The following is a 26,549-nucleotide window of genomic DNA, read 5'->3' as shown; positions in this document are numbered from 1 at the left end:
AATCCCCCTTCCATCTTACATTTATTGATTCGCCATAAAACGAATTCCTGCTTCTAATCCAGCTAACTCAGCTAAACCTTTTAATCTCCCTATCAAAGGATAACCTGGATTTCCACTTCGATTAAAGTCGTCTAACATTTTATGTCCATGATCCGGACGAATGGGTATATTAAAATCGATTCTTCCAGTGTTTTTTCTTCGTAATTGTTCTTCAACAACGGCTTTCATAACTCCTGCCAAATCAACTGTGGGATCTAAATGTTCTGTTTCATAAAAATCACCATTGTCTAGTATTTTTGTGCTTCTCAAATGAAGAAAATGAACATGCTCGGCATATTTTTGAAAAATTTCTGCAAGTGCATTATCTTTTCTTGCTCCTAAAGAACCGGTACAAAACGTAATACCGTTATGAAGCGAAGGACAAGCCGTAGACAACCACTCAAAATCTTCTCCTGTACTCACAATACGAGGCAATCCTAATAATGGAAATGGCGGGTCATCTGGATGAACGGCTAAACGCACACCAGATTCTTCTGCTACGGGAATAACTTCCTTTAAAAAATAAGCAAAATGCTCTCTTAGTTTATGTTTATCGATTCCATCGTACTCTGCCAATAATTTCAAAAAGATAGTAATAGGCTCTTTTTCATCTTCTCCTACCGCACCATCAATAAAAGATTGGGTAGCTACTATTATATTATAGGCTAAATTCTTCGCCTCTTCAGGGGTTAATGTTTTATAAACTGCCTCAGCTTTTTTTAGCTGTTCATCGGTATAATCCTGTGAAGCATTGGGTCTGTTTAAAATAAATAGATCAAAAGCGGCGAATAAATCGACTCCAAAATACATAGCCACCGTACCATTTTCCAAGGTTTAATTCAAATTGGTTCTGGCCCAATCCAATACAGGCATAAAATTATAGCAAATGGTTGTAATACCACATTGACCTAAATTTTTGACACTTTCTTTATAATTGGCAATAATTTGATCACGACTAGGCTTTCCTTTCTTAATATCTTCATGAACTGGCAAGCTCTCGACAACATCCCATGTAAGACCATAGGATTCAATATTGTTTTTGGTCTTCATAATCTCTTCTACCGACCAAACTTCACCATTCGGAATATGATGCAAAGCCGTAACGATTCCAGTAGCACCAGTTTGTCTAATTTGTACCAAACTAATAGGGTCTTTTGCTCCAAACCATCGTAATGTCTTTTTTAATTCCATAAATTATTTTTAGTTTCAATAAATAGCATATACTACAAGAAAATCTTGAATCCCAAAAATAGAAAACTTAACTTCTAAAAACATAAAAAACCTGACTACTTTTATATAGTCAGGTTTTTAAAATCTATTTAGAAAATCTATAACTTATTAGACAACTCTAAGCACAAAATAGTTTTTCTTTCCACTTTGCAATAATACAAACTGGTTATTGATTAAATCTTGTGTAGAAAGCACAAAATCTTCTTTTACTTTCTCTCTATTTACCGAAATAGAATTAGCCGTTAATGCACGTCTAGCTTCACCATTCGATTTCATAAATCCTGTTTTTTCATTTAAAACCGTCACAATATCGATTCCTGCTTCGATTTCAGATTTTGCCACTTCAGCCTGAGGAACACCATCAAAAACTTCTAAGAAAGTTTTCTCATTTAATTGTTTCAAATCATCTGCAGTAGAATTTCCAAACAAAATATTGGAAGCCTTGATTGCATTTTCTAAATCTTCTGCCGAGTGAACCATAATTGTAATTTCCTCAGCCAATTTTTTCTGCAATAATCTTAAATGCGGTGCTTCTCTATGTTTTTCAGTTAAATCTTCGATTTCTTCCTTAGACAAGAAAGTGAAAATCTTGATGTATTTTTCAGCATCCACATCCGAAGTATTCAACCAATATTGGTAGAACTTATATGGAGAAGTTCTAGCAGCATCTAACCAAATGTTCCCACCTTCTGATTTACCAAATTTAGTTCCATCTGCTTTTGTAATCAATGGACACGTTAAAGCATAAGCTTTACCTGCTTCAATTCGGCGAACTAATTCAGTTCCCGTAGTGATATTCCCCCATTGGTCACTCCCTCCCATTTGTAATGTACAACTTTTTGCTTTGTACAAATGCAAGAAATCATAACCTTGAACTAATTGATAGGTAAACTCAGTGAATGACATTCCTTCAGCCGACTCAGAAGACAAACGCTTCTTAACCGAATCCTTAGCCATCATGTAATTTACTGTAATATGTTTCCCCACATCACGAATGAAGTCTAAGAAAGAAAAGTTCTTCATCCAGTCGTAGTTGTTCACTAATTCAGCCGCATTAGGTGCATCTGAAGTAAAATCAAGGAAACGACCTAATTGTGCTTTAATCGATTCTTGATTATGACGCAATGTTGCTTCGTCTAATAGATTTCTTTCGTTGGATTTTCCAGACGGATCACCTATCATCCCAGTTGCTCCACCTACTAAGGCCAATGGTTTGTGTCCCGCTATTTGAAAATGTTTCAACAACATTACTCCAACTAAATGTCCTATATGTAATGAATCTGCAGTTGGGTCAATCCCCACATACGCCACACGCATTTGTTCCATCAAATGTTCATCAGTGCCTGGCATAACATCGTGGAGCATACCTCTCCAAGTTACTTCTTCAATAAAATTTTTCATCTTTTGTAATCAATTTACTTTCGTCAGTAAAGCCTTTTCGGCTTTGTGTGGGCAAAGATAGCTTTAATTAGACAATTTGAAAATTTGAAAATGAACCAATTTTAAAAAAATATCTAAAAAACTAATTGTTACCTTATAAAATTGATAAATTGCTACATTTGCATTTATGATTTTAGTCACAGGAGGAACAGGTTTAGTAGGAGCACATTTATTACTTCGTTTAGCAGAAAATGGAGCAAAAATGCGCGCCATTTATCGTGATGAAAATGGAATTCAAAAAACAAAATCCTTATTTGAACATTACCAAAAATCAACATTATTTAATGCTGTCGAATGGATTAAAGGAGACATCCTTGACATTACAGCGCTAGAAGATGCATTTATAGGAATCACTCAAGTGTATCATTGTGCTGCATACATTTCGTTTGACTCAAAAGACGAAAATAAACTACGAAAAATAAATATCGAAGGCACGGCTAACATTGTCAATTTTTGTTTAGCCAAAGGTGTTGAAAAACTATGCCATGTAAGTTCTATAGCCGCTTTAGGTGACTTAGCTGCTCATGAAACAAGTATTACCGAAGAAACCGAATGGAATCCTGAAAAACACCATAGTGATTATGCTATTTCAAAATATGGTGCCGAAATGGAAGTTTGGAGAGGACAACAAGAAGGTTTACAAGTCATTATTGTAAATCCAGGAATCATCATTGGACCTGGTTTTGAAAATCAAAGTAGCGGACAATTGATTAAAAAAGTCGCTGATGGATTGTTATTTTACACCTACGGAAAAACGGCTTTTGTTGTAGTCGATGATTTAGTAGGAATCATGATTGAATTAATGGAAAGTTCCATTTGCAATGAACGTTTTATTCTTATAGGACAAAACATCGTTTTCAGAGACCTCTTTAACACCATAGCCAACACATTAAAAGTAAAAAGGCCTAGCATCGAAGCCAAGCCTTTTCTTATAGGTCTAACGTGGAGATTGTATTGGGTCCTTTCTCTATTTTCTACCAAACCAAAGCAAATTTCAAAAGACAGCTTACAATCTTTATTAAATAAAAAGGAATTTTCTAATCAAAAAATCAAATCTGCTTTGCAAACTTCTTTCATAGATGTTCAGCAATATATTAAAGATAACTTTTCGGTTAATTAACGGCTTTACTGGTTTTAATCGTTGCGGCTTTGGTAGTTGAAAGTATTTTTTTCTTGGTGCTAATTGTTTTTTTCTTCAAAAGCAGTGAATCTTTTTTCTTTAGCTTTTTTAATGAATCTTTCTTAGCCAAAGCTACTTTTTTAGCATTAGCAAGTGAGTCCATTTTTTCTTTTTTAGCTTGAATTAAAGAATCTTTCTTGATTTGTTTTTTAACCAAGGAATCATAATGAACTTTATTTCTTTCCATACGTTTCACAACACTATCATACATCGCTTTGTATTTTTCAAAATCTGATGCATAATAAATGTTGCTTTGCGCAAATTGAGCACTATCAACTTTGTATTTTCTTAAAATAAATTCCTTTGGATTTACTATGTATTTCTCGGTAGTACCAGGTTCATTGTATTTTATCACTTCAAGCAGCGATAAATCATATATAATGTTTTCCATCACCTCTCGATCAATAAGACGTTCTGGTTCTTTAACCGCATCGTCTTTACAGCTTAAGAACAACATTACAATTACTAAAAATGAAACCGTTTTTTTCATGACCTATCTATCAAATAATAGTCTCTTTCCAGCGCGAATATCTTTTACTTTAAAAGCATTATACACTAATTGACCGTTTACAAAAGTATGCGTAATTCTTGATTTGAAAGTATATCCTTCAAAAGGTGACCATCCGCATTTAGCAAAGATATTCTCTTTTTTTACACCCCAAGGCAAACCTGCATTTACAATTACCAAATCGGCATAATAGCCTTCTCTAATAAAACCACGTTTTTCAATCTTGAAAATTTTAGCCGGATTGTGACACATTTTCTCTACGATTTTCTCCACGCTAATTTTTCCTTGGTGATATGCTTCAAACATTGCTACTACTGCGTGTTGTACTAATGGCCCACCAGAAGGTGCTTTCAAATACGATTGCTTTTTCTCTTCTAGAGTATGTGGGGCATGATCAGTTGCAATTACATCAATACGATCATCTAACAAAGCTTTCCACAAAGCGTCTCTATCCTTAGCTGTTTTAACTGCTGGATTCCATTTGATAAAATTCCCTTTCGTTTCATAATCATCATTGGTAAACCATAAGTGATGCACACAAACTTCAGCTGTAATTTTCTTTTCTTCCAATGGGATTTTATTGGTAAACAAATCCATCTCTTTTGCAGTTGAAAGATGGAAAACATGCAAACGAGCCCCTGTTTTCTTAGCCAATTCAATTGCTTTTGAAGAAGACAAATAACAAGCTTCTTCGCTTCTTATTAAATGATGCGCCGTTACTGGAACATCCTCACCATATTCTGCTTTGAATTTTTCAGAATTAGCTTTAATAGTCGCTTCATCTTCACAGTGAACTGCAATAAGCATTGGTGATACTTGAAAAAATTCTTTCTAAAGTTGCCTGATTATCTACTAACATATTCCCGGTTGAAGAACCTAAGAATATTTTAATTCCAGCCACATTTTTAGGATTGGTTTTTAAAACCTCTTCTAAATTATCATTTGTTGCTCCCATCATAAACGAATAATTCGCAAATGATTTTTCGGCAGCAATTTTATATTTTTCTTCTAAAATTTCTTGCGTAACCGCATTAGGAACCGTATTAGGTTGCTCAATATACGAAGTAATTCCTCCTGCCACTGCCGCTCTGGATTCGGTCTCGATATCACCTTTATGTGTTAAACCTGGTTCTCTAAAATGCACCTGATCATCAATAGCGCCAGGCATTAAAAAATTCCCTTCGGCATCAACAATTTTACAATCGGATGATTTTGCACTAATGCTTTCTGAAATTTCAACAATTAAGTCATTCTCAATTAATACATCGCCTTCAAAAATTACTCCTTCATTTACTATTTTGGCATTCTTAATTAAAACCCTGTTCATTGTTTTTGTTTTATAATCTGTTAACTAATTTTTTTAAACGTAAGGCAACCACCCCAAAAACAGCTTCGACAATTATAGAATTACTCATCTTAGATTGTCCTTTCGTTCTATCGGTAAAAATAATAGGAACTTCGGTAATTTTAAAATTATTACAAAAAGTACGGTACTTCATTTCTATTTGAAACGCATAACCTACGAACTTAATTTTGTCAAGGTTGATTTTTTCTAAAACCTCTCTTTTGTAACATACAAAACCAGCTGTGGCATCATGTATAAGCATTCCAGTAATCATTCGAACATAAACGGAAGCAAAATAAGACAGCAGCACCCTGTTTAATGGCCAGTTCACTACATTTACTCCGGTTACATAGCGTGAACCGATAGCTAAATCGGCATCACCAAAATGACAAGCATTATACAACTTTTCTAAATCATGCGGATTATGTGAAAAATCGGCATCCATTTCGAAAATAAATTCATAATTATGTGCTAATGCCCACTTAAAACCATGAACATAAGCAGTTCCTAAACCTGATTTTTGTTTTCGGCTTTCTAGAAATAAACGCCCCTCAAATTCTGTTTGTAACAAACGAACTCTATCGGCCGTATGATCTGGAGAATTATCATCCACTATAAGTACATGAAAATGTTTGTGCTGCGAAAGTGTTGCCCTTATTATACTTTCTACATTTTCAATTTCGTTATAGGTTGGAATTATAACAATACAATTATTCATATTTTCTAGAAATTTCACCGCAAAAGTAACCTTTTTATAGCATTTGAAACATAATAATTGTATATTAAAAATATTGATTTAAAATTTTACTAATTTTGCTCTTACTATGACAGAATATCTCCTACATCCGAGAATTACAGAAAGCAAAGACTGGGCAACAGCATTATTTGTTCTGGCCTTTGGAATTATTGCGATAATTAAAGCCGTTTATGGCAATCGCTTTAGTGATTTTATTAATCTCATTTTCTCCGACAAATATTCTAAAGTCTATCGTGATAGCAGTCAATTAAAAAGCAGTTTTACTATTTCTTTATTTTTAGTTCAAGTAATTTCATTTGCCTTTTTTATCCAAATTTCGTTGAGTTTATTTGGCTATGCCTCAAAAACCGATTGGATCTTATACATTCGTATCGTAACTTTTCTCCTCTTTTTCATTTTATCGAAGTTTTTAGTCGAAAAAATTATCGCTACAACTTTCAATATTGAAGAATTTATGGAGCAATTTAACCTCCAAAAAATCACTTATCGAACGTATATTGGAATTATCATTCTTCCTATCAATATTATACTTTTTTACTATAATGCTGTTTCACAGAATATTCCTATAGCAATAATTACCATTATACTATTGCTAAGTGTACTAACATACTCACTTGCTATAAAAAAATATCAAAATGTAATATTCAGTAAGTTGTTTTATTTTATTTTATATCTTTGCACCCTCGAAATAGCTCCCTATTTTTTTATGTATTATTTGTTTACAAAAGGGAGCGCTTAGAAAAATGTTAAAATATGAAAGTGAAAACAATTTTGGTATCGCAACCAGAGCCTAAAGTAGAGAACTCACCTTACTTTGAACTCCAACAGAAACATAAAATCAAAATTGATTTCCGTCCTTTTATCCACATAGAAGGAGTGAGCGCTAAAGAAATTAGACTTCAAAAAATTGATCTTAACAATTTTACTGCAATTATTTTAACAAGTAGAAATGCTGTGGATCATTTTTTCAGAGTTGCTGAAGAAATGCGTTTTAAAGTTCCTGAAGGTTTAAAGTATTTTTGTCAATCAGAAGCGATTGCTTTCTATTTACAAAAGTATGTTGTTTACAGAAAACGTAAAATTTATGTTGGCGCAAAAGATTTTGCCGACATGGCTCCGTTAATCAAAAAATACAAAGAAGAAAAGTTCTTACTTCCTGCTTCTGACCAATTGAATGCAGATGCACCTCAAACCTTAAACAACTTAAAAGTAGATTGGACTCAAGCTACTTTCTATAGAACGGTAATGAGCGACTTGTCTGATTTAGCGGATGTTTATTATGATGTTTTAGCATTCTTTAGCCCAACAGGAATCAAATCATTATATAAAAACTTCCCTGATTTCCAACAAAACAATACTCGAATTGCGGTTTTTGGACCAACCACTCAAAAAGAAGCTTTAGACCACGGACTAAGAGTAGACATTATGGCTCCAGCTCCAGGAACACCTTCGATGACAATGGCATTGGAAAAATACATAGCTGAGGTCAATAAAGGAAAATAATAGCTTCCTTTTTACATATATTTAAGCCGCGAAAGTCGCGGCTTTTTTTATTCCAGTTATCGAAATTAATTTTAAAATCAAATTAAACCCTAATCCTTTTTTGAGGTCTTAAAAAGAAAACCAACTTTAATATTAAATCTATGAACAAATTCAAAATTATTGCATTGATGCTTCCTTTAGCAGCTGTACTTAGCAATTGTAGTTCGGCCAAAAAAAAACAAAGACTATGTTGATGTAAAAAAAATTACTTACACTAACGATGTAAAACCAATCATCGAAAATAGCTGCACCCCTTGCCACATACCTCCTCAAGGACGCAAAGAACCTTTTGCTAACTACGAACAAGTTAAAACCCATATAGCTGCCATTCTGGAGAGAGTCAACTTACCTCAAGACAATCGTAAATTCATGCCTCCTGTAAACAAAAAGCCAGCATTAACCGAAGCTCAAGTTGCACTTTTAGTTGAATGACAAAAACAAAATATGCCGGAATAACATCCGAAAATATTCAATAAAAAAATTCCAAATTCCAATAACACTTCAACAAGCTCAGTGTGACCATTGGAATTTGGAATTTATATTTTGTAATTTATTTTTCTATTCTCTCCTATTTCCTCCTAAATAAATAGAAAGATAATACAATAAGGTTGCAATCGAACCCAAAGCCGCTACTACATAAGTACGAGCTGCCCATTTCAACGAATCTTCTGCTCCAGCATACTCCGCTGGATTCAACATATTTTTAGCTTTTAACCAAGCCAAAGCACGATTACTCGCATCATATTCTACTGGTAAAGTAACAATCGAGAATAAGGTTGTTGTAGCAAACAAAATGATACCAAAAAGCAATAGCCCCGGAAATGTTTTCAATGTAAAAATACCAGCTAGCAAAATCCATTGCATATAAGACGAAGCTATATTTACAAAAGGCACTAATTTAGATCGCATAGTCAGCCACTCATAACCACGTGCGTGTTGAACCGCGTGACCACATTCGTGAGCAGCCACTGCTGCCGCTGCTGCATTGCGTTCGTTATAAACAGCTTCACTTAAATTCACTGTTTTATCTGCCGGATTATAATGATCTGTTAATTGACCTGGAGTCGAAATAACTCGAACATCATAAATTCCATTATCCGATAACATTTTCTGAGCAATCTCAGCACCACTCATCCCATTTTGCAAACGCAATTGTGAATAATGCTCAAACTTACTTTTTAATCGCGAACTTACTAACCAGCTAAAAAGCATTATTGCTCCTGCAAGAATTAAATATCCACTTCCCATATCTTTTTATTTTTAGTTTTTGTTTTCTTAACAACCAACAAATTATGAACCAAATTACAAAAATGACAATTTGACACTAGTTAAAAAATTCCAAAAAAAAATCCAAATCCCAATTACACTTCGACAAGCTCAGTGTGACAATTGGAATTTGGAATTTTAAAATATTGGAATTTATTTCTACCCCCACCAAATTAATAATTTTCCCAGGAACGATAATCACCTTATTTGGTGTTCTACCGTCTAATTGTTTTTGGGTTCTTTCGTCTTTCATTACGATTTCCTCAATTTGCTCCTTAGTTAAATCCAAAGGCAATTTAATAGTAAAACGCATTTTTCCGTTGAAAGAAACCGGATATTCTTTTTCTGATTCTACTAAATGTTTTTCTTCGAATTTAGGGAAAGCCACCGTTGCAATCGAACCTTCATGTCCTAAAGCGCTCCATAACTCCTCAGCAATATGCGGAGCATAAGAAGAAATTACAACAGCCAATGGCTCTAGAATTGCACGAGAATGACAATTTTGAGAAGACAATTCGTTAACACAAATCATAAACTGAGAAACCGAAGTATTGAATGAGAAATTCTCGATATCCTCCGCTACTTTTTTGATGGTTTTGTGCAAGGTTTTTAAGTTGTCTTTCGTTGGTTCATCATTCGTAACAATCAAACCATTATCATCAAAATACAAACGCCATAATTTTTTCAAGAAACCAAAAACTCCCGAAATACCAGCTGTATTCCATGGTTTTGCCTGCTCTAATGGCCCTAAGAACATTTCGTACAAACGCAATGTATCCGCACCATATTCTGCACAGATATTGTCAGGCGTAACTACATTGTATTTGGATTTCGACATTTTTTCAACCTCGCGACCTACAATGTATTTTCCGTTTTCTTCTGTGATGAATTCTGCATTGGCATAATCTTCTCTCCAGGCTTTGAATTTTTCGATATCTAATTCATCAGAAGCGTTTACGAAATTGACATCAACATGTATTTTTGTTATGGTAAAAGCATCAACAATATCTACAACATTATTTGCATTTATTAGTTTATGTAATTCTTGATTTGATTTTGATGTTAAACTGAAAGAAATAAAAACTGGAGATTTTTTGTTGTCAAAATAATCAATTCTATAAACAAAAGCACTTGTTCCCAAAATCATTCCCTGATTGATCAGTTTTTTGAATGGCTCTTCAGTTGGCGCAAAACCTTTGTCTTTTAAGAATTTATTCCAAAAACGAGAATACAACAAGTGACCTGTTGCGTGCTCACTTCCTCCAATATACAAATCAACCGATTCCCAATATTTCAATGCGTCCTGACCAGCAAATTCATTTTCATTGTGCGCATCCATATAACGCATCCAATACCATGAACTTCCCGCCCAACCCGGCATAGTGTTTAATTCTAACGGGAATACTGTTTTATTGTCTGCCAACTGCGTACTGACCACTGCATTCTGAACTGTGTCCCAAGCCCAAACTGCTGCATTCCCTAACGGAGGCAAACCATCTTCTGTTGGTAAATATTTCTCCACTTCCGGCAAAATAATTGGCAAATGTTGTGCATCAATCATTTTTGGCAAACCATTCACATAATAAACCGGGAATGGCTCTCCCCAATAACGCTGACGAGAGAAAACCGCATCACGTAAACGGTAATTTACCTTCCCGTAACCTTGTCCTAATTTTTCTAATTCGGCAATTACTTTCTGGGTCCCATCTTTGTAACCCATACCATTTAAGAAATCAGAGTTCACTAATTGGAAACCTTCTTTGGCACCAAAAGCTGCTTCCGAAATATCTTTATCTACAATATTTTTAATTTCAGGCATTCCATTAGTTCCTTTGAAGAAATTTGCAAAAGCATAATCTCTTTCATCTCCACAAGGAACCGCCATTACAGCACCTGTTCCGTATCCTGCCAACACATAATCCCCAATCCAAACTGGAATCGCTTCTTTAGTAAATGGATGTTCTGCATAAGCTCCAGTAAATACACCTGAAATGGTTTTTACATCCGCCATACGCTCACGCTCCGAACGTTTAGCGGTTTTTTCGATATAAGCCTCAACCGCTTCTTTTTGTTCCGGAGTAGTGATTTGAGCTACCAATTCGTGTTCTGGTGCCAAAGTCATAAAAGTCACTCCAAAAATAGTATCTGGTCTTGTTGTAAATACGTCAATCTTAAGTTCCTCACTTCTAACTTCTAACTCCTGACTTCTAACTTTGAAAGTCACCATCGCACCAACCGATTTTCCAATCCAGTTTCTTTGGCTTTCTTTAATCGATTCGCTCCAATCAATCGAGTCCAAACCTTGTAATAAACGCTCGGCATAAGCCGAAATACGCATGCTCCATTGGGTCATTTTTTTACGAACTACAGGATATCCTCCACGTTCTGAAACTCCGTTTACAATTTCGTCATTGGCTAAAACAGTTCCTAATCCTGGACACCAGTTTACTTCGGTCTCTGCTAAATAGGTCAAACGGTATTGCAACAATATTTTTTCTTGTTCTTCTTTTGCGAAAGCATTCCACTCAGCAGCAGAAAAAGATTGAATAGAATCATCGCAAACTGCATTTACATTTGTATTCCCTTCTTTTTCAAAAATGGCAATTAAAGTCGAAATATCTTCGGCCTTATCTGAATCTTTGTTGTACCAAGAATTGAATAATTGGATAAAAATCCATTGCGTATGTTTGTAATAATCCGGATTTGAAGTTCGCACTTCTCTGTCCCAATCAAATGAAAATCCTATTTTATCCAATTGCTTGCGGTAACCTGCAATTTGGTTTCCTTCTTTATCCACACCACCGTCAATATTCACGCGAGTTGTATCTTCCGGACGTTGCCCTGTTTGAATCGCATATTGTTCGGCTGGCAATCCAAAACTGTCGTAACCCATTGGGTGCAACACATTAAATCCTTGATGTCTTTTATATCTTGAATACACATCCGAAGCAATATATCCCAGCGGATGCCCCACGTGTAATCCAGCTCCCGAAGGATAAGGAAACATATCTAAAACGTAGTGTTTTGGTTTAGCTGAATTATTTTCGGCTGCAAAAGTTTTATGATCAGCCCAGTATTTTTGCCATTTGGCTTCTATTTCGTTCGGATTGTATTTCATTCCTTTTATTTTAATTTTAAATTAAACCCATTCAGGGTTTTGAACCCTGAATGGGTTACAAAAAAATTGAGCCGCAAATTTACGCTTATTGCACATTGCACCAAAGTAATTTTGAGAAAAGAAGAAATAAAACAAATACGGAGTGAAATTCGAATGAGTTTAAAACCTATATTTGCAAACCATTGAAAGAGTTTACACTATACCTATATTGATGAAAAAAAAGCTTCTATTTCACCTGTTTTTCGTTACCTCATTATTTTTTGTTGGAAAAATTTTCGCCCAAGACAATAGCGCAATCACCCATTTGTTGCTGCAAAAAAAACTGATTACTCAAAAAGAAGCCGATTCAATATTAAATTTAAACACTGTTCCCCAAAAGACCAATTTAGAAAACAAAAATTTCACTTTAGGATTAGAATTTCGTCCAAGAATGGAATATCGAGATGGTTACAGACAATTAAGAACTTCGGATTCGAAAGCAGCTTTTTTTGGCACACAAAGAAGCCGATTGAATTTTTCATACGACCAACCAAAATTTAAATTTCATACTTCGATTCAGGATCTCAGGGTTTGGGGGCAATATGGCCAAACTTCAAGTTCTGGTTCTTTGAATGTATTTGAAGCCTATGTCGAGGCAGGAATTACAGATCATTTTTCGGTAAAAATGGGTCGCCAAAAACTGGAATTAGACAACGGCCGACTTTTTTCGGCGGCCAACTGGAGTCAGGCAGCCAGAGCTCACGATGGAATCAACCTGATTTACAATAGTAAAAACATACATTCTGAATTCATCTCGGCTTTCAATCAAACTTCCGAACGAATTTTCGAAACCAATTATGCACCAACAACATTTACCAATTATAAAATGCTTCATGTGCATTACTTAAAGGCAAAATTGAGTCCTCATTTTAACCTATCTACACTCAATTCGGCTGATGGTTATGAAAGTAAAATCAATCCAAGAACCATGTACACACGTGCTACTTCGGGTGGTCGAATTGAATTTGAAAAAGAAAATCTATACCTAACGTTGAGTGGTTACTATCAATATGGTCAATTACAGGATGGAAATAAAATTTCGGCCTATTATTTTCAACCTGAAATTCAATGGAAGAAAAACAAATTTACCACACGCTTAGGAGCAGAATACATGAGTGGCGATAATGCTGATAAACCCAGTTCAACCTCTAAATCTTTTGTTACGCTTTATGGTATAGCCTGGCGTTTTATGGGTAACATGGACTATTTTATCTCTTTTCCATCTGATTTAAAAAATGGTGGATTAATCAATCCTTACCTACACCTTATTTATGATGTGAATAGCAAACTATGTCTGCGTTCTGATTTTCATTTGTTTTACTTACAAAACAAAGTAAAAGACAATTTGAATAACAATATCAAACCTTATTTGGGTTTTGAAAACGATTTATCCGCTCATTACAAATACAATAACTTTACGATGATTGATTTTGGTTTTTCCTTCATGGCTGCCGAAAAAAGCTTGGAGAAAATCAAAGGAGGAAATAGCAACATCACTCCCGTATGGAGCTATTTAATGATCACTTTTAAACCTGAATTATTTAGCTTAAAGAAATAATTCAATATTATAAGACAATAAAAAACAAATAACTACGTATAAATACTTATTTTTGAAAAATATTTTTTCATAAAACAGTACCAAAAATGGATTATACTACCATAGGTTTGCTTTTTTTATTTGCATTAGTCGCCTTTTTATATTCCTCTGTTGGTCATGGCGGTGCTAGCGGTTATCTGGCGATTATGGCATTAGCAGGAATAGCTCCAGCCATGATGAAACAATCCGCTTTAGTGATGAATTTAGCGGTATCCTTATTTTCTTTTATAGGTTTTTATAGAGCTGGTGCATTTAAACTAAAACTTTTTCTTCCGTTTATGTTAGCCAGTATACCCTTAGCCTATTGGGGTGGAACCATGAGTTTACCAGATGCTATTTATAAAAAAATATTGGGGATTTGCATTTTTATTTCGATCATTCGCCTTATCTACCAATTTGAAGACAGCAAGGAACCTAATCGAGAAATCCCTTTATGGGCTGGATTATTTTCAGGAGGTAGTATCGGATTACTTTCGGGACTACTGGGCATTGGCGGAGGAATTATTTTAAGTCCGCTGATGTTATTAATGCGTTGGGCCAAATTAAAAGAAACGGCGGCTGTATCGGCATTGTTCATTTTTGTTAATTCCTTGTCTGGATTATATGGTCAAGTTCAAAAAGGTGGATTTAATCTAACCGAAGATTTACAAATAGCTGTCATGGCAACAATAATAGGTGGACTTTTGGGATCTTATTTTGGTAGTCAAAAATTCAACAGCAAAACATTAAAATATCTTTTAGCACTTGGATTAACTATTGCAGGATTAAAATTGCTTTTTACATAAAATTTTCAAGTTTTAGCATACAAATAATGAAACTTTGATCGTTATTAACTTCATATAAAGAAATTCTTTATTATTTTTACCCCATAATTAAAGTAAACTATGAGTTCTTCATTTGATAAGTTCCAAAAACGCAGGTTAATTTCCTCTTATTTTTCGGTAGTTTTAAGTATTTTCTTGGTATTATTTTTACTAGGAACACTAGGACTTTTTATCATCAATTCTAAAAAATTAGCCGACGACTTTAAAGAAAAAATCGCCATGACGGTTTTCTTTAAAAACGAAGCTAACGATACGATTCTGAAAAATTTTGGTGCTGAACTAAAAGAGCTCCCTTTGCTAAGCAAATTGTATATGTAAGTAAAGAAGATGCTGCTCAACAACACACCGACATTATTGGTGAGGATTTCCTAACTTTTTTAGGAGAGAATCCTTTGCAAAACTCATACGACATCCATATCAAAGCAGCTTATGTAGAAAAAGATAGTGTAGCTAAAATTGAACGTCAGCTACGTATGAAAAACCCAATGATTTCAGATATCGTTTACGATAAACAATTGGTAAACCTCGTAAATGATAACATCAAGAAAGTGAGTATGTGGATTTTGATTATTAGTGGTTTCTTGACTTTTATCGCTGTTTTATTAATTAACAGTTCGTTACGACTTTCTATTTACTCGAACCGATTTATCATCAAAACCATGCAAATGGTAGGTGCAACAAAATCATTTATTAGAAAACCCTTTGTACTGCGCAGTATCAAACTAGGAATGCTTGGGGCTGCTTTAGCCATCTTAGCTCTCATTGGACTTTTATCTTATGTTCATTCTAATTTCCCTGACTTAGGAATCCTGGAAAACAAAGGACTTATTGCACTTGTACTTCTTGGCGTATTTGGATTTGGGGTTTTAATAACTTGGTTAAGCACTCATTTTGCTACACAACGATTTTTAAATCTAAGAACAGACGACTTATATTAGTTTTTTAAATGTAGATTTAAAAGTAGAAAAGACATAAACTTAAAATATAGGGATGAGATTGCTTCGTCCCTCGCAATTAAAAGATGGAAAACAATAAACAAGAATTCTTATTTGATAAAGTAAACTACAAATTTCTATTTATAGGAATTGCTGTAATTACGATAGGTTTTATTTTAATGTCAGGTGGTGGCAGCGATGATCCTAAGGTTTACAGCGATGCTATTTTTGACTTTAGAAGAATCCGATTAGCACCAACAACCGTTTTAATTGGTTTTGGAATTACCATTTATTCCATTTTTAAAAAAATAAATAGTTATCGTTTTTAGGTAAAAAGGCTTCTACAAGCTCAGCCTGAAAACTAAAAACTGAAAACTGATTACTACAAAATGAACACATTACAAGCTATTGTTCTTGCTATCATTGAAGGAATTACCGAATTCTTACCTATTTCTTCAACCGGACACATGATTATTGCGTCTACTTTTTACGGAATCGCACAAGAAGATTTCACAAAGCTTTTTACTATTGTTATCCAATTAGGTGCTATTCTATCTGTTTTGGTATTGTACTTCAAACGCTTTTTTCAATCTTTTGATTTTTATTTCAAATTATTGGTAGGCTTCATTCCTGCTGTCGTTTTAGGTTTGCTTTTCAGCAAAAAAATCGACGAATTATTAGAAAGTCCAGTAATGGTAGCCATCTCATTATTAGTGGGTGGAATCATTTTACTGAAAGTAGATGATTGGTTTAATACTTCCGAAGAAACTGAAATCACTTATACTAAAGCAGTAAAAATTGGATTGTTTCAATGTTTAGCCATGATTCCAGGAGTTTCCCGAAGTGGCGCATCCATTGTTGGAGGAATGTCTCAAAAATTATCCAGAACTGCTGCTGCCGAGTTTTCATTTTTCTTGGCAATCCCAACAATGTTGGGAGCAACTGCTAAAAAATGTTTTGATTATTACCAAGACGGTTATGTATTAACTGGTGACCAAATTAACCTATTAGTTATTGGTAATATTGTAGCTTTTATTGTTGCACTTTTAGCCATCAAATCGTTTATTACTTTTTTAAGTAATAGAGGATTTAAAATTTTTGGTTATTATCGTATTGCTGCTGGATTAATCCTGTTGATTATCCATTATTTCATTCACCCTCTGACGGTTATCTAATGACGCGCGAAGAATATCTAGAAGGACAAGTTTTATTAATAGACAAACCTTTGAAATGGAGTTCATTTCAAGCGGTGAATAAATTAAAATATTTACTCATCAACAAAGTAGGATTGCCTAAAAAATTCAAAATCGGTCATGCTGGAACTCTCGATCCATTAGCGACTGGTTTGTTACTAATTTGCACTGGAAAATTCACCAAAAGAATTGCTGAACTTCAGGGACAGGCCAAAGAATATACCGGTACTTTTTATATTGGCGCCACTACGCCTTCTTATGATTTAGAAACCGAAATCGACGCTAATTTTCCAACAGCACATATTGACGAAGCTTTAATTCACGAAACGGTGAAACAATTTTTAGGCGAAATTGATCAAAAACCACCCATTTTTTCGGCTATCAAAAAAGACGGAAAACGCCTTTACGAACACGCCCGTGCCGGAGAAGAAGTGGAAATTTCCAGTCGAAAAACTACCATTCACGAATTTGAAATCACCCGAATTGCATTACCCGAAATTGATTTCAGAGTAGTTTGCAGCAAAGGAACTTACATTCGTTCTCTAGCTTATGATTTTGGAAAAGCCTTGAATTCTGGTTCGCACCTAACCGTTTTGCGTCGTACTAAAATTGGCGATTATGATGTAAAAAACGCTATCGATATTACGCTGTTTGAAGAAAGTATAATTTCAACTCACAACAACAACCAATCTTAATTTTAACTAACTTTAGTATATCAAGAATAAGGTGTCTATTTCATACTGATTATTAAAAAATACAATTATGAAAACCCTAACTTACATACTAATATTAATAGGATACTCATTACCTAATTTCGCTCAATTTCAACAAGGTTCCTACACCTATTTCGGTGTATCGGTTCCACTAAAAGAAAATGTAAACCGGGGCGACGACGAATATTGGTTTTTACCTGATGGCTTAAGTTTAAAATTCGGAGAGGGCATTCATTTTAACCGAACAATATCCATAGGATTACATTCTGGAATTGACTGGATAGGTTCCAGAAAATTAGTAGTAATTCCTGCCTATGCCAATCTTAAATTAAGTTTACAACTTGGCCCTGAAGATTTTTTATACATCCAACCTGCTTACGGCAAGTCCATAGTCTTAGGTCGTGGAAATCTACATGAAGACTTTCAAAAAATAAGCCTAGGATATGAAGGCATTGAAGGTTATTCTTTTTTTATTGAACTCACCCAATATGGATTTAAATTGTACACCCCTGATAAAGTGACCACGTTCAGCTTGGGGTTGGCATTTACAGCATTCAACAAAAAAACAAGAACCAACATCAATAAAATAAAACCATAAAAGCTTTTTTGGAAAACTAATTTAAACCTACTTTTACTTTTTCCAAAATTTCATTCTGAGATAGCTCTTGATCCAATTCTAGCATCATAGTCATAATTTCGTTTTGAGTCGTCATTCCTTTATCATGCAAATACCACAACTGCAATTCTGTTTTGATGGTCTCATCAATAACCCCGTGCTCTTTTTTATAATTTACAATCAAATCAAAAGCGGGTTTAGGTCTTGGTCCCCATTGTGCTACCACATTTGAAGTCTCTTTTTCTAGAACTATCAATTTAGGGATTGCTCTGGCGTTATTGGTCAAAAATTGATCCATTACGTCCAAATGCTCATCTCTAAGCACAATTCTAATCTCAATTTTACCTTCACTAGCCTCACTCATTTTATTAAAAACAGGCAAAAGTTGGGCAGCATCGCCACACCAACCTTCTGAAATCACAATCCAAACAAACTCATTCTGTAATGACTTTAGTTGATCAATGCTATCCTCCGAAATTTTCATGGTTTTATCCAAACGATTCATACGAGTCTCGTTTAAAGCACTATAATGGGTTAATTCTTCCGTTTGTTGATGTCCTGTTGACTTTCCTTCTTTTAATAAATCGCTTACTAATTTTCTATATGCCGGATAGGTATAGCTTTCCGTTAATGCTCTGGCAATTGATGAAATCATATCTTTTAATTTTTAAACAAAAATACAGCACAAAGAATGGATTTACTATGACAAAAATCACATTCAAATGAACAAAAGTCGTAATTTTATAAAAAACAACCCCAATAATGAACTTACACACAAAATCAATTGGCTTAGCGCTTTCGGGTGGTGGGACAAAGGGTTTAGCCCATGCGGGTGCTATCAAATTTTTAGAAGAACAAAACATACGTCCCACAAAAATTGCAGGAACCAGTGCAGGTTCCATTGTTGGTGCTATGTATGCTTGGGGCAAAACTCCCGAGGAAATCTTAGACTTTTTCAAGTCCATCTATTTTTTTCATTGGCGACATATTACATTTACTAAAGCAGGTTTGATTGATTCGGAAGCCTTCAAAGATTATTTTCATGCTGTTTTTAAAGAGGCGAAACTATCTGATTTGGAAATCCCTACCCAAATCACCGCTACCGATATGATTAAAGGCCAACTTAAAATATTTGATTCAGAAACCAAGATTGTCGACGCACTCATCGCCTCGTGTTCGTTCCCTGGAGTGATTTCGCCGTATCAAATTAATGGCAATCACTATAGCGATGGCGGTATTTTAAATCATTTCCCAACTGATTTACTTCGAAAAAATTGCGATACTATTATTGGCGTCTATGTAAGTCCTATTAACAACATTAAACCAGAGGATTTAAATTCTATTCGAGCGGTTACCACAAGAGCATTTGATATCCTTTCGGAACACGCTAATATATCGAAATTCAATCAATGTGATTGGATTATTCAACCTAAAGAACTGAGTGTTTATAGTACCTTCGAAACCAATAAAACGAAAATGGATACGATTTTCAATTTAGGCTATGAGGCTGCCAAATACAGCTTTGAAAACAAAATTTATAAAATTTAAGTCGTGCTATTTCAGAAAAAAAGAATATCCCTATATTTGCACCAATCAACGCAACATACACATGAAATACAAAAGAATTCTTCTAAAATTAAGCGGAGAAGCTTTAATGGGAGACCGTCAATATGGAATTGACCCTGTAAGATTAGCTGAATATGCTGAAGAAATCAAAAAAGTACACGCAAAAGGAGTAGAAATTGCCATCGTAATTGGCGGAGGAAATATCTTTAGAGGAGTTGCAGGAGCAAGCAACGGAATGGACAGAGTGCAAGGAGATTATATGGGAATGCTTGCAACCGTTATAAACGGAATGGCTTTACAAGGTGCTCTTGAAGAAAAAGGCATGAAAACACGTTTACAAACTGCTTTAAAAATGGAGTCTATCGCTGAACCTTATATTAAAAGAAGAGCCGACAGACACTTAGAAAAAGGAAGAATTGTAATTTTTGGAGCTGGAACAGGAAACCCTTACTTTACAACCGATACAGCTGCTGTATTACGTGGAATCGAAATCAACGCTGATGTGATTTTAAAAGGAACACGTGTAGATGGAGTTTACGATTCTGACCCAGAGAAAAATGCTTCGGCAGTTAAATTCGACTTTATCTCATTTGATGATGTAATCAAAAAAGGACTAAATGTAATGGACACTACAGCCTTTACTTTAAGCCAAGAAAATAAATTACCTATCCTTATTTTTGACATGAACAAAAGCGGAAACTTAGAAAGAATCTGCGATGGAGAAAATATTGGAACTGTAGTAAATATATAAATAGCAGATGGCAGTTTACAGATAGCAGGAAATCTGAAATCTAAAATCTAAAATCTAAAATCTGAAATAAAATGACTGAAGAAATTGAATTTATATTAGATAGCGCTCAAGAATCTATGGAAGGTTCAATCGCTCACTTAGAAAAAGAATTTCTAAATATACGTGCTGGTAAGGCTTCTCCTGCTATGTTGGGGAGTGTTTTTGTAGACTATTACGGCTCATCAACACCTTTAAATCAAGTTGCTAAAATAAGCATACCTGATGCTAGAACAATAACTTTGCAGCCTTTTGAAAAAAGCATGTTGCAAACCATTGAAAAAGCAATCATGATTGCTAACCTAGGATTTAATCCAATGAACAATGGTGATGTAATCATTATTAGTGTTCCACCTTTGACAGAAGATCGTCGTCGTGAATTAGCGAAACAAGCTAAAGCGGAAGCTGAAGATGCTAAAATCGGGATTAGAAATGCTAGAAAAGATGCGAATACTGACATCAAAAAACTAGAAAAAGAAGGAACTTCTGAAGATGTATGTAAAAGTGCCGAAGAAGATGTTCAAAATCTAACGAATACTTACATTAAAAAGATTGACGAACTTCTTGTTCTAAAAGAAGCAGAAATCATGAAAGTATAACTTTCAAACAAAAACATATTGAAATCCGTCCTGATGTTCTGTCTCGACGGATTTTTTATTCCTACTTTTGCCATACCAAAATGAATTCACTTACGTTTTGATACAAACCCACTCTATGAAGCATCTTTTTTTGTTTTTATTCTTTAGCCTTTCGCTTCAAGCACAATTTCGAATCAATGGAATTGTTAAAGAATCCAGCACAACAAAAACACTTGCTTTTGCTACTATTACAACTAACAATGGTGTTATTAGCACTTCAGATGTAGATGGAAAATTCAGCATCCTATCTCAAAACCCTATTTCCTATTTTTATGTTTCCTACATTGGTTACCAAAAAATAAAAATAAATGTTGCGCAAAACAATCATTTTTACCCGGTGCTGCTTACGCAAAAAACAGACAAGCTCAATGAAGTAGTAGTCAATTCGGAAAATGCGGCAACTGCCATCATCAAAAAAACCATTGCATTAAAAGACAATAATAATCCTCAAAAAAGACTTCAAAGTTTTGAATTCAAAACCTACAACAAATTAGTTGTTTCGGCCAATCCTGATTCGATTGCTGGAAAAATAGATTCCATTATCGTCAAAAAAACAAAAGAAGGTGTCTATTTTAAAATTGACTCTGCCAATTACAAATTCAAAACTACCGTAAGCAAACGCCATTTATTCCAAACGGAAAAAGTGTCACAATATCAGTTTAGTAACAAAACCTTAAAAGAAACCATTCTGGGGACTAAAATGGCAGGATTAAAACAACCGCTATATGAAATCCTTGCTTTTAACCTACAATCTTTTTCCATATACGAACCCAAATACGAACTTTTTGAAACCAAATACAACAGTCCTATAGCTGATGATGCTATTAGGGAATACAACTATAAACTTTTGGATACAGTAGTCATCAGTGGCAGAAATGCTTATATGATTTACTTTAAAAACAAAAAGAAAAGCAAAGCCAAAGGACTAGAAGGTATTTTGTATGTTGACCAAAATAATTACGCTATCACTAAAGCTATAATGCGTATTAGAGGGCTACTGGACATCAGCGGGACTCATGAATTCGAATACAATCCAACAGAAAATATTTGGTTTCCAAGACACAAAAATTTCCAAATTATCAAAGGAAAAAACGATGATGATATTAAAATATTCGGTGGTACGATTCAATTTGATGGCGACATGAAACAGGATTTAAGTCCGAGAAAAAAACAACCATCGGATTATATTTATTTACTGTCTGACAGCTATAATTTTGACATTAAAAACAACACCGAAGTCCAAATTTTGAATCCAAATTTTGCTGTAGAAATAGATAAAACTGCTTTTAAAAAAGAAGATTCTTTTTGGAAAAATTATCGAAAGGACAGCATAGACAACAGAAGCAAAAGAACTTACAACGAACTTGATAGCATTTCAGTAAGAAGAAAAATTGCAAATCGTGTACAATTTGGCAAGAAAGCAATCAATGGGTATTTACCTATTGGCTTTTTTGATTTAGACTTGCGTAAAATATTTAGCTACAACAATTACGAAGGTTTCCGTTTAGGCTTAGGCGGGGTAACCAATGACAGACTTTCTAAACTGTTCCGAATAGATGGCTATTATGCCTATGGAACCAAAGATGGAATTTTTAAAGGGAGTATTGGAGCTGCGGTTAAAATGGATAGCCGTACCAACTCTTGGTTAGGGTTTTCCTATACAGATGATATTCGAGAAATTGCGAGTACCTCATTTTCTATCGAAAAAAAGCCTTTCAAAATTTACGACCCAAGACCAATAAATATCAGCACTTTTTACAATTACATAAGTTGGAAAACCTATATAGAAACGAAGAAAATCCCAAAAACCGAAAGCGTTTGGGAGATTTCTAAAAGCGAGATAACACCAAAATTTGATTATGCGTTCCATCTAAAAGACAAACTATTTACAGCTTACAACATATCGACTGCTATGGTTTCCTTACAATGGAGTCCTTTTAGCGATTACATGCAAACCCCAACTGGCCGAATTGAAACAGAAAAACGCTATCCAAAATTCACCTTTCAATTTACTCAAACCATAGGTAATCTATGGAAAAATGATTTTGATTTTAGCAAATTTGACTTCAAAACCGAATATGAAAAAAAATACCTCAACGGTCATAAAACCTCTTTATTAGTTCAGGCAGGTTATGCCAAGGGGGATGTTCCATTGACCCATTTGTACAATACCTCTCCAAATAATATTACTAAAGAAACCATTATCCAAAGAATTACTTTTGGAGGAAAAAACAGTTTTGAGACCATGTTTTTCAATGAGTTTTTCTCTAATAAATATGCCTATTTTCAATTCAAACACGCTTTTAACCGTGTCACCTTATTGAAAAAAATAAAGCCATCACTGGTATTAGTTTCCAGAATGGCTTGGGGAAATCTAGAACATCCCGAACAACATCTGGGATTAAATTTCAAAACCTTAAAGGATGGTTTTTTTGAATCGGGAATCGAATTAAACCAAATTTTTAATGGCTTAGGATTAACTACATTTTTCCGTTATGGTTCTAATCAGCTACCAAAACTACAAGACAATATTACCATCAAATTGAGTTATGTACTGAATTTAGGTTTTTAGTGATTGGATACAAATTTCAATCCAATAATAGAACCTATCAAAGTAACAATAAAGAATAATCGCCAGAAAGTAGCTGGTTCTTTAAAAACAAAGATTCCTACTAGAACTGTTCCTACAGCTCCTATTCCTGTCCAAACCGCATAAGCAGTCCCAATAGGCAATTCCTGCGTGGCTTTGTACAATAAAAACATACTTGCTGTAAGACTCAACAAAAATCCCAACATCCAGTATGCCGATTCCATTCCAGTAGTTTCTTTGGCCTTTCCCAAACAAGAAGCAAAAGCTACTTCAAACAAACCACCAATTATTAATAAAATCCAACTCATCTTTAGGCTCTAATAATTAATACAGAAGAAAATCCTAGAGGTAAATTCACGTCTGTATCAAGCACTGCTTTCCAACTTTCTAAACTAATCAACATTAAATCTTGTTCTTTTAAAAAGTTAGTATCCATAACATCCTGATTAATTACACTGATATTATTTGGAAATTTTTGCAACAAAACCGAAACCGCACTTTGCATCACAAAATTATTTTTCAAAATACCATTCATATCTAAAATATTGATTTTAGAATTGCTATTAAAAACCATTTTCTGAACAATATCAATCAAAATGGCATCATCCGATTTGATTATAGGCACAAAAACCTGATTCAACGCTTCAAAATCATTATCGATTAAAATTCCCAAAGGTTTTTTGGTCTTAGCCACAATTTGTCTGGTGCGTTCATCAAAAGGCGAATTTTCAAACAATCCTTCTTTTCCTTTGAACTTATCAATCAAACGATCTGGATTAATAATTCTTGTGGTAAATCCAATTACTTTACCCAGCAAACTTCCTTCAAAAATAGATTTACCCACACCCACCAATAATAAATCATAATCACCGTTATTCGCCACATCAGCTATTTCAGTTTCAATATCATTGGTCACTTTAAAAATAGAAAGCAACTTTACCCCTAAATGATCTGATTCATCATAAATAGGTTCGAAAGTTTCTCTTTCAATTTCTTCCATATTAAAGGAGTGCAATTCATCACTTTGCGACAAATGCATAGCTGTAATTACCGTTGCCGTTTTTTGTTTTTTAGTTAAACCATTAGCCAAATGCAACAAGGCTTTTCCTTTTTCATTATTACCAAAGGAGATTAGAATACGATACTTATCTTCATCAATCAACTCAGCAGTTTCTGATTCGCGTGTATTCTTAAAAATCAAATCCAACAAATCTAGCGCAGGCCCCGTCATAAAAGTAGTTACCAATGCCATAATGACCATCATCGTAAAAACTTCAGGTGTAAGTACTTTAAGTTCTAGACCAATATTTAATACAATTAGTTCCATCAATCCTCGAGTATTCATCAATGCTCCGATGGTAAAACTATCATGCCAATTTTGACCCACAAACCTTGCTGCTAAAGCACTCCCCACAAACTTACCTATAACAGCTACAGCTATTATTCCTGCTGTAACTTTCCACAAATAAGGATCATTTAGTAAGCCTACTTGAGTATTCAATCCTGTAAACACAAAAAACAAAGGCAGCAATAGAATAACAGAAACATCTTCGACCTTTTCGATAAAAATCATTCGGAACTTAGCAATATCTGGCATAATAGCCCCCATCATAAATCCGCCAAAAAGAGCATGAATTCCAATAACTTCGGTAGCATAAGACGAAATAATCAACAACAGAAAGAAAATTGCCATTACAGGCTTCCCAATATTTTCTTTTTCAGCATATAAATCCCCTATTCTTTTCAAGAATGGCTTTACGATAAAAAGCATCGCCAAAACATACAGTAATGCTAGAAAAATCACATACAGTGAACCAACAAAATCACCAGCCTTTACAATGGCAATAACCACAGCTAGTAAACACCAAGCGGTAATATCATCGGCAGCAGCACAGGTAATTACAATGGCACCCAAACGGGTTTTGTGAATCCCTCGCTCCTGAACAATACGAGCCAAAACCGGGAAAGCCGTTATACTCATGGCAATTCCCATAAAAAGACTAAAAGAAAGAAATTCTACACCTTGAGGGGCAAACTGATTATAGACAAAATAAGATAAGCCAATCCCCATAGCAAAGGGAATAATAATACTGGCATGACTAATTACAATAGCTTCACTTGCTTTGTTTTTCAAAACTTTCACATCCAGTTCCATTCCGATTACGAACATGAACAGAATTAATCCTATCTGACTTAAAAATTTCAAATTGCCTAAAGACGCCACCGGAAATAATGCCGCAGAAAATTCTGGAAAGTACATTCCCACCAAGGAAGGTCCAAGAACAATACCCGCAATAATTTCTCCAATAACCGTGGGTTGTCCTATTTTTTTGAAAAACCAACCAAAAATTCGAGCCGTTAGAATAATCATTACAATTTGTGCCAAAAGAATGGCCAAAGGGTCCTGAAAATTATGCAACATGGATTGGATAAAATCATCAAAAGAATTCCCTTGAGTAGAAATAACAAGATTCGATTTCTTTAATTCTAACAATTTTCCTTTCTCGATTATCATATAAATTAAAGCCGAGAAAAATCCTGTTACACCCAAATAAAACAGCGAATTTTTATATTTTTTCAAAACCATAGTTCAAAAAATAATTAATTTTTATTCCACACAAAGATG

At 34.4% G+C, this 26,549-nt stretch carries 21 protein-coding genes and 3 pseudogenes; 14 read left to right on the top strand and 10 right to left on the bottom strand.

Features of this window, described 5'->3' with window-relative positions:
- Window positions 1-21: 21 nt before the first annotated feature.
- Window positions 22-1,230: pseudogene (gene uxuA / locus P5P90_RS10750) on the bottom strand (mannonate dehydratase).
- A gap of 147 nt (window positions 1,231-1,377) precedes the next feature.
- The gene (gene tyrS, locus P5P90_RS10745; protein ID WP_278034687.1) at window positions 1,378-2,670 is read right to left on the bottom strand and encodes a tyrosine--tRNA ligase; all 1,293 of its coding nucleotides are present in this window, start codon (window positions 2,668-2,670) and stop codon (window positions 1,378-1,380) included.
- 166 nt (window positions 2,671-2,836) lie between these two features.
- Here tyrS and P5P90_RS10740 point away from each other — a divergent pair, with 166 nt between their 5' ends.
- Complete coding sequence (locus tag P5P90_RS10740) at window positions 2,837-3,829, top strand: NAD-dependent epimerase/dehydratase family protein (RefSeq protein ID WP_278034686.1); 993 nt, start codon at window positions 2,837-2,839, stop codon at window positions 3,827-3,829.
- On the opposite strand, the gene P5P90_RS10735 is transcribed toward P5P90_RS10740, so the two are convergent.
- From P5P90_RS10735 to P5P90_RS10725, 3 genes and pseudogenes are all read right to left on the bottom strand, one after another.
- On the bottom strand, window positions 3,822-4,379 hold the full coding sequence (locus P5P90_RS10735) for a DUF4296 domain-containing protein (protein WP_278034685.1): 558 nt from the start codon (window positions 4,377-4,379) through the stop codon (window positions 3,822-3,824). The two genes, P5P90_RS10740 and P5P90_RS10735, sit on opposite strands and share 8 nt — an antisense overlap.
- A gap of 3 nt (window positions 4,380-4,382) precedes the next feature.
- Window positions 4,383-5,724 (bottom strand): annotated as a pseudogene (locus P5P90_RS10730) (dihydroorotase).
- Between the two features lie 10 nt (window positions 5,725-5,734).
- On the bottom strand, window positions 5,735-6,460 hold the full coding sequence (locus P5P90_RS10725; protein WP_278034684.1) for a polyprenol monophosphomannose synthase: 726 nt from the start codon (window positions 6,458-6,460) through the stop codon (window positions 5,735-5,737).
- Window positions 6,461-6,566: 106 nt separating this feature from the next.
- Here P5P90_RS10725 and P5P90_RS10720 point away from each other — a divergent pair, with 106 nt between their 5' ends.
- Window positions 6,567-7,238 carry a DUF4271 domain-containing protein gene (locus tag P5P90_RS10720; RefSeq protein ID WP_278034683.1) on the top strand — a complete coding sequence of 224 codons (672 nt, stop codon included), beginning with the start codon at window positions 6,567-6,569 and terminating at the stop codon, window positions 7,236-7,238.
- 14 nt (window positions 7,239-7,252) lie between these two features.
- Complete coding sequence (locus tag P5P90_RS10715) at window positions 7,253-8,002, top strand: uroporphyrinogen-III synthase (RefSeq protein WP_278034682.1); 750 nt, start codon at window positions 7,253-7,255, stop codon at window positions 8,000-8,002.
- Window positions 8,003-8,599: 597 nt separating this feature from the next.
- Here the strand turns inward: P5P90_RS10715 and P5P90_RS10710 are convergent.
- Together P5P90_RS10710 and P5P90_RS10705 are read right to left on the bottom strand one after the other, a co-directional pair.
- Window positions 8,600-9,289: a zinc metallopeptidase gene (locus P5P90_RS10710; protein ID WP_278034681.1), complete on the bottom strand. Its 690-nt coding sequence runs from the start codon at window positions 9,287-9,289 to the stop codon at window positions 8,600-8,602.
- A gap of 76 nt (window positions 9,290-9,365) precedes the next feature.
- Window positions 9,366-12,425 carry a leucine--tRNA ligase gene (locus tag P5P90_RS10705; protein WP_278034680.1) on the bottom strand — a complete coding sequence of 1,020 codons (3,060 nt, stop codon included), beginning with the start codon at window positions 12,423-12,425 and terminating at the stop codon, window positions 9,366-9,368.
- Between the two features lie 211 nt (window positions 12,426-12,636).
- Between P5P90_RS10705 and P5P90_RS10700 the strand changes: the two genes are divergently transcribed.
- The 7 genes and pseudogenes from P5P90_RS10700 (at window position 12,637) to P5P90_RS10670 (ending at window position 18,324) form a co-directional block, all read left to right on the top strand.
- Complete coding sequence (locus tag P5P90_RS10700) at window positions 12,637-14,022, top strand: alginate export family protein (protein WP_278034679.1); 1,386 nt, start codon at window positions 12,637-12,639, stop codon at window positions 14,020-14,022.
- Between the two features lie 86 nt (window positions 14,023-14,108).
- Entirely contained in the window at window positions 14,109-14,846 is a 738-nt protein-coding gene (locus P5P90_RS10695; RefSeq protein ID WP_278034678.1) for a sulfite exporter TauE/SafE family protein, read from the top strand.
- 99 nt (window positions 14,847-14,945) lie between these two features.
- Window positions 14,946-15,823 (top strand): annotated as a pseudogene (locus tag P5P90_RS10690) (cell division protein FtsX).
- Window positions 15,824-15,906: 83 nt separating this feature from the next.
- Window positions 15,907-16,149 carry a DUF3098 domain-containing protein gene (locus tag P5P90_RS10685; protein WP_278034677.1) on the top strand — a complete coding sequence of 81 codons (243 nt, stop codon included), beginning with the start codon at window positions 15,907-15,909 and terminating at the stop codon, window positions 16,147-16,149.
- A gap of 60 nt (window positions 16,150-16,209) precedes the next feature.
- Entirely contained in the window at window positions 16,210-16,995 is a 786-nt protein-coding gene (locus P5P90_RS10680; protein WP_278034676.1) for an undecaprenyl-diphosphate phosphatase, read from the top strand.
- The gene (gene truB / locus P5P90_RS10675) at window positions 16,995-17,708 is read left to right on the top strand and encodes a tRNA pseudouridine(55) synthase TruB (protein ID WP_278034675.1); all 714 of its coding nucleotides are present in this window, start codon (window positions 16,995-16,997) and stop codon (window positions 17,706-17,708) included. The genes P5P90_RS10680 and truB overlap by 1 nt, the downstream gene beginning before the upstream one ends.
- Window positions 17,709-17,775: 67 nt before the next feature.
- Window positions 17,776-18,324, top strand: a complete 549-nt coding sequence (locus tag P5P90_RS10670; protein WP_278034674.1) for a hypothetical protein — start codon at window positions 17,776-17,778, stop codon at window positions 18,322-18,324.
- A gap of 16 nt (window positions 18,325-18,340) precedes the next feature.
- Here P5P90_RS10670 and P5P90_RS10665 read toward each other — a convergent pair whose 3' ends face one another.
- Window positions 18,341-18,997, bottom strand: a complete 657-nt coding sequence (locus P5P90_RS10665; RefSeq protein ID WP_278034673.1) for a thioredoxin family protein — start codon at window positions 18,995-18,997, stop codon at window positions 18,341-18,343.
- 107 nt (window positions 18,998-19,104) lie between these two features.
- On the opposite strand from P5P90_RS10665, the gene P5P90_RS10660 reads away from it, so the two are divergent.
- The 4 genes from P5P90_RS10660 to P5P90_RS10645 all read left to right on the top strand — a co-directional run bounded on the left by P5P90_RS10660 (window position 19,105) and on the right by P5P90_RS10645 (window position 23,905).
- Window positions 19,105-19,890: a patatin-like phospholipase family protein gene (locus P5P90_RS10660; protein WP_278034672.1), complete on the top strand. Its 786-nt coding sequence runs from the start codon at window positions 19,105-19,107 to the stop codon at window positions 19,888-19,890.
- Between the two features lie 61 nt (window positions 19,891-19,951).
- Window positions 19,952-20,659, top strand: a complete 708-nt coding sequence (gene pyrH / locus P5P90_RS10655) for a UMP kinase (protein ID WP_278034671.1) — start codon at window positions 19,952-19,954, stop codon at window positions 20,657-20,659.
- A gap of 71 nt (window positions 20,660-20,730) precedes the next feature.
- Window positions 20,731-21,294 carry a ribosome recycling factor gene (gene frr, locus P5P90_RS10650; RefSeq protein WP_278034670.1) on the top strand — a complete coding sequence of 188 codons (564 nt, stop codon included), beginning with the start codon at window positions 20,731-20,733 and terminating at the stop codon, window positions 21,292-21,294.
- Between the two features lie 115 nt (window positions 21,295-21,409).
- A complete protein-coding gene (locus tag P5P90_RS10645) occupies window positions 21,410-23,905 on the top strand; it encodes a DUF5686 family protein (protein ID WP_278034669.1) in 2,496 nt (831 codons plus the stop codon).
- Here P5P90_RS10645 and P5P90_RS10640 read toward each other — a convergent pair.
- Both P5P90_RS10640 and P5P90_RS10635 read right to left on the bottom strand, forming a co-directional pair.
- Window positions 23,902-24,231 (bottom strand): DMT family transporter, encoded by a 330-nt coding sequence (locus P5P90_RS10640; protein WP_278034668.1) that lies wholly within the window; start codon window positions 24,229-24,231, stop codon window positions 23,902-23,904. The genes P5P90_RS10645 and P5P90_RS10640 overlap by 4 nt on opposite strands.
- 2 nt (window positions 24,232-24,233) lie before the next feature.
- Entirely contained in the window at window positions 24,234-26,504 is a 2,271-nt protein-coding gene (locus tag P5P90_RS10635; RefSeq protein WP_278034667.1) for a cation:proton antiporter domain-containing protein, read from the bottom strand.
- Window positions 26,505-26,549 lie beyond the last annotated feature (45 nt).

The organism is Flavobacterium nitratireducens, assembly GCF_029625335.1.
Lineage (GTDB): Bacteria > Bacteroidota > Bacteroidia > Flavobacteriales > Flavobacteriaceae > Flavobacterium > Flavobacterium nitratireducens.
Note: the sequence above shows the minus strand (reverse complement) of the source record. Positions and strands in the feature narration are given on the sequence as shown.

What these genes read in the sequence shown, in the direction of transcription:
- tyrS (WP_278034687.1), bottom strand. Translation starts at nt 2,670, where the DNA reads ATGAAAAATTTTATTGAAGAAGTAACTTGGAGAGGTATGCTCCACGAT.
- P5P90_RS10740 (WP_278034686.1), top strand. Translation starts at nt 2,837, where the DNA reads ATGATTTTAGTCACAGGAGGAACAGGTTTAGTAGGAGCACATTTATTA.
- P5P90_RS10735 (WP_278034685.1), bottom strand. Translation starts at nt 4,379, where the DNA reads ATGAAAAAAACGGTTTCATTTTTAGTAATTGTAATGTTGTTCTTAAGC.
- P5P90_RS10725 (WP_278034684.1), bottom strand. Translation starts at nt 6,460, where the DNA reads ATGAATAATTGTATTGTTATAATTCCAACCTATAACGAAATTGAAAAT.
- P5P90_RS10720 (WP_278034683.1), top strand. Translation starts at nt 6,567, where the DNA reads ATGACAGAATATCTCCTACATCCGAGAATTACAGAAAGCAAAGACTGG.
- P5P90_RS10715 (WP_278034682.1), top strand. Translation starts at nt 7,253, where the DNA reads ATGAAAGTGAAAACAATTTTGGTATCGCAACCAGAGCCTAAAGTAGAG.
- P5P90_RS10710 (WP_278034681.1), bottom strand. Translation starts at nt 9,289, where the DNA reads ATGGGAAGTGGATATTTAATTCTTGCAGGAGCAATAATGCTTTTTAGC.
- P5P90_RS10705 (WP_278034680.1), bottom strand. Translation starts at nt 12,425, where the DNA reads ATGAAATACAATCCGAACGAAATAGAAGCCAAATGGCAAAAATACTGG.
- P5P90_RS10700 (WP_278034679.1), top strand. Translation starts at nt 12,637, where the DNA reads ATGAAAAAAAAGCTTCTATTTCACCTGTTTTTCGTTACCTCATTATTT.
- P5P90_RS10695 (WP_278034678.1), top strand. Translation starts at nt 14,109, where the DNA reads ATGGATTATACTACCATAGGTTTGCTTTTTTTATTTGCATTAGTCGCC.
- P5P90_RS10685 (WP_278034677.1), top strand. Translation starts at nt 15,907, where the DNA reads ATGGAAAACAATAAACAAGAATTCTTATTTGATAAAGTAAACTACAAA.
- P5P90_RS10680 (WP_278034676.1), top strand. Translation starts at nt 16,210, where the DNA reads ATGAACACATTACAAGCTATTGTTCTTGCTATCATTGAAGGAATTACC.
- truB (WP_278034675.1), top strand. Translation starts at nt 16,995, where the DNA reads ATGACGCGCGAAGAATATCTAGAAGGACAAGTTTTATTAATAGACAAA.
- P5P90_RS10670 (WP_278034674.1), top strand. Translation starts at nt 17,776, where the DNA reads ATGAAAACCCTAACTTACATACTAATATTAATAGGATACTCATTACCT.
- P5P90_RS10665 (WP_278034673.1), bottom strand. Translation starts at nt 18,997, where the DNA reads ATGATTTCATCAATTGCCAGAGCATTAACGGAAAGCTATACCTATCCG.
- P5P90_RS10660 (WP_278034672.1), top strand. Translation starts at nt 19,105, where the DNA reads ATGAACTTACACACAAAATCAATTGGCTTAGCGCTTTCGGGTGGTGGG.
- pyrH (WP_278034671.1), top strand. Translation starts at nt 19,952, where the DNA reads ATGAAATACAAAAGAATTCTTCTAAAATTAAGCGGAGAAGCTTTAATG.
- frr (WP_278034670.1), top strand. Translation starts at nt 20,731, where the DNA reads ATGACTGAAGAAATTGAATTTATATTAGATAGCGCTCAAGAATCTATG.
- P5P90_RS10645 (WP_278034669.1), top strand. Translation starts at nt 21,410, where the DNA reads ATGAAGCATCTTTTTTTGTTTTTATTCTTTAGCCTTTCGCTTCAAGCA.
- P5P90_RS10640 (WP_278034668.1), bottom strand. Translation starts at nt 24,231, where the DNA reads ATGAGTTGGATTTTATTAATAATTGGTGGTTTGTTTGAAGTAGCTTTT.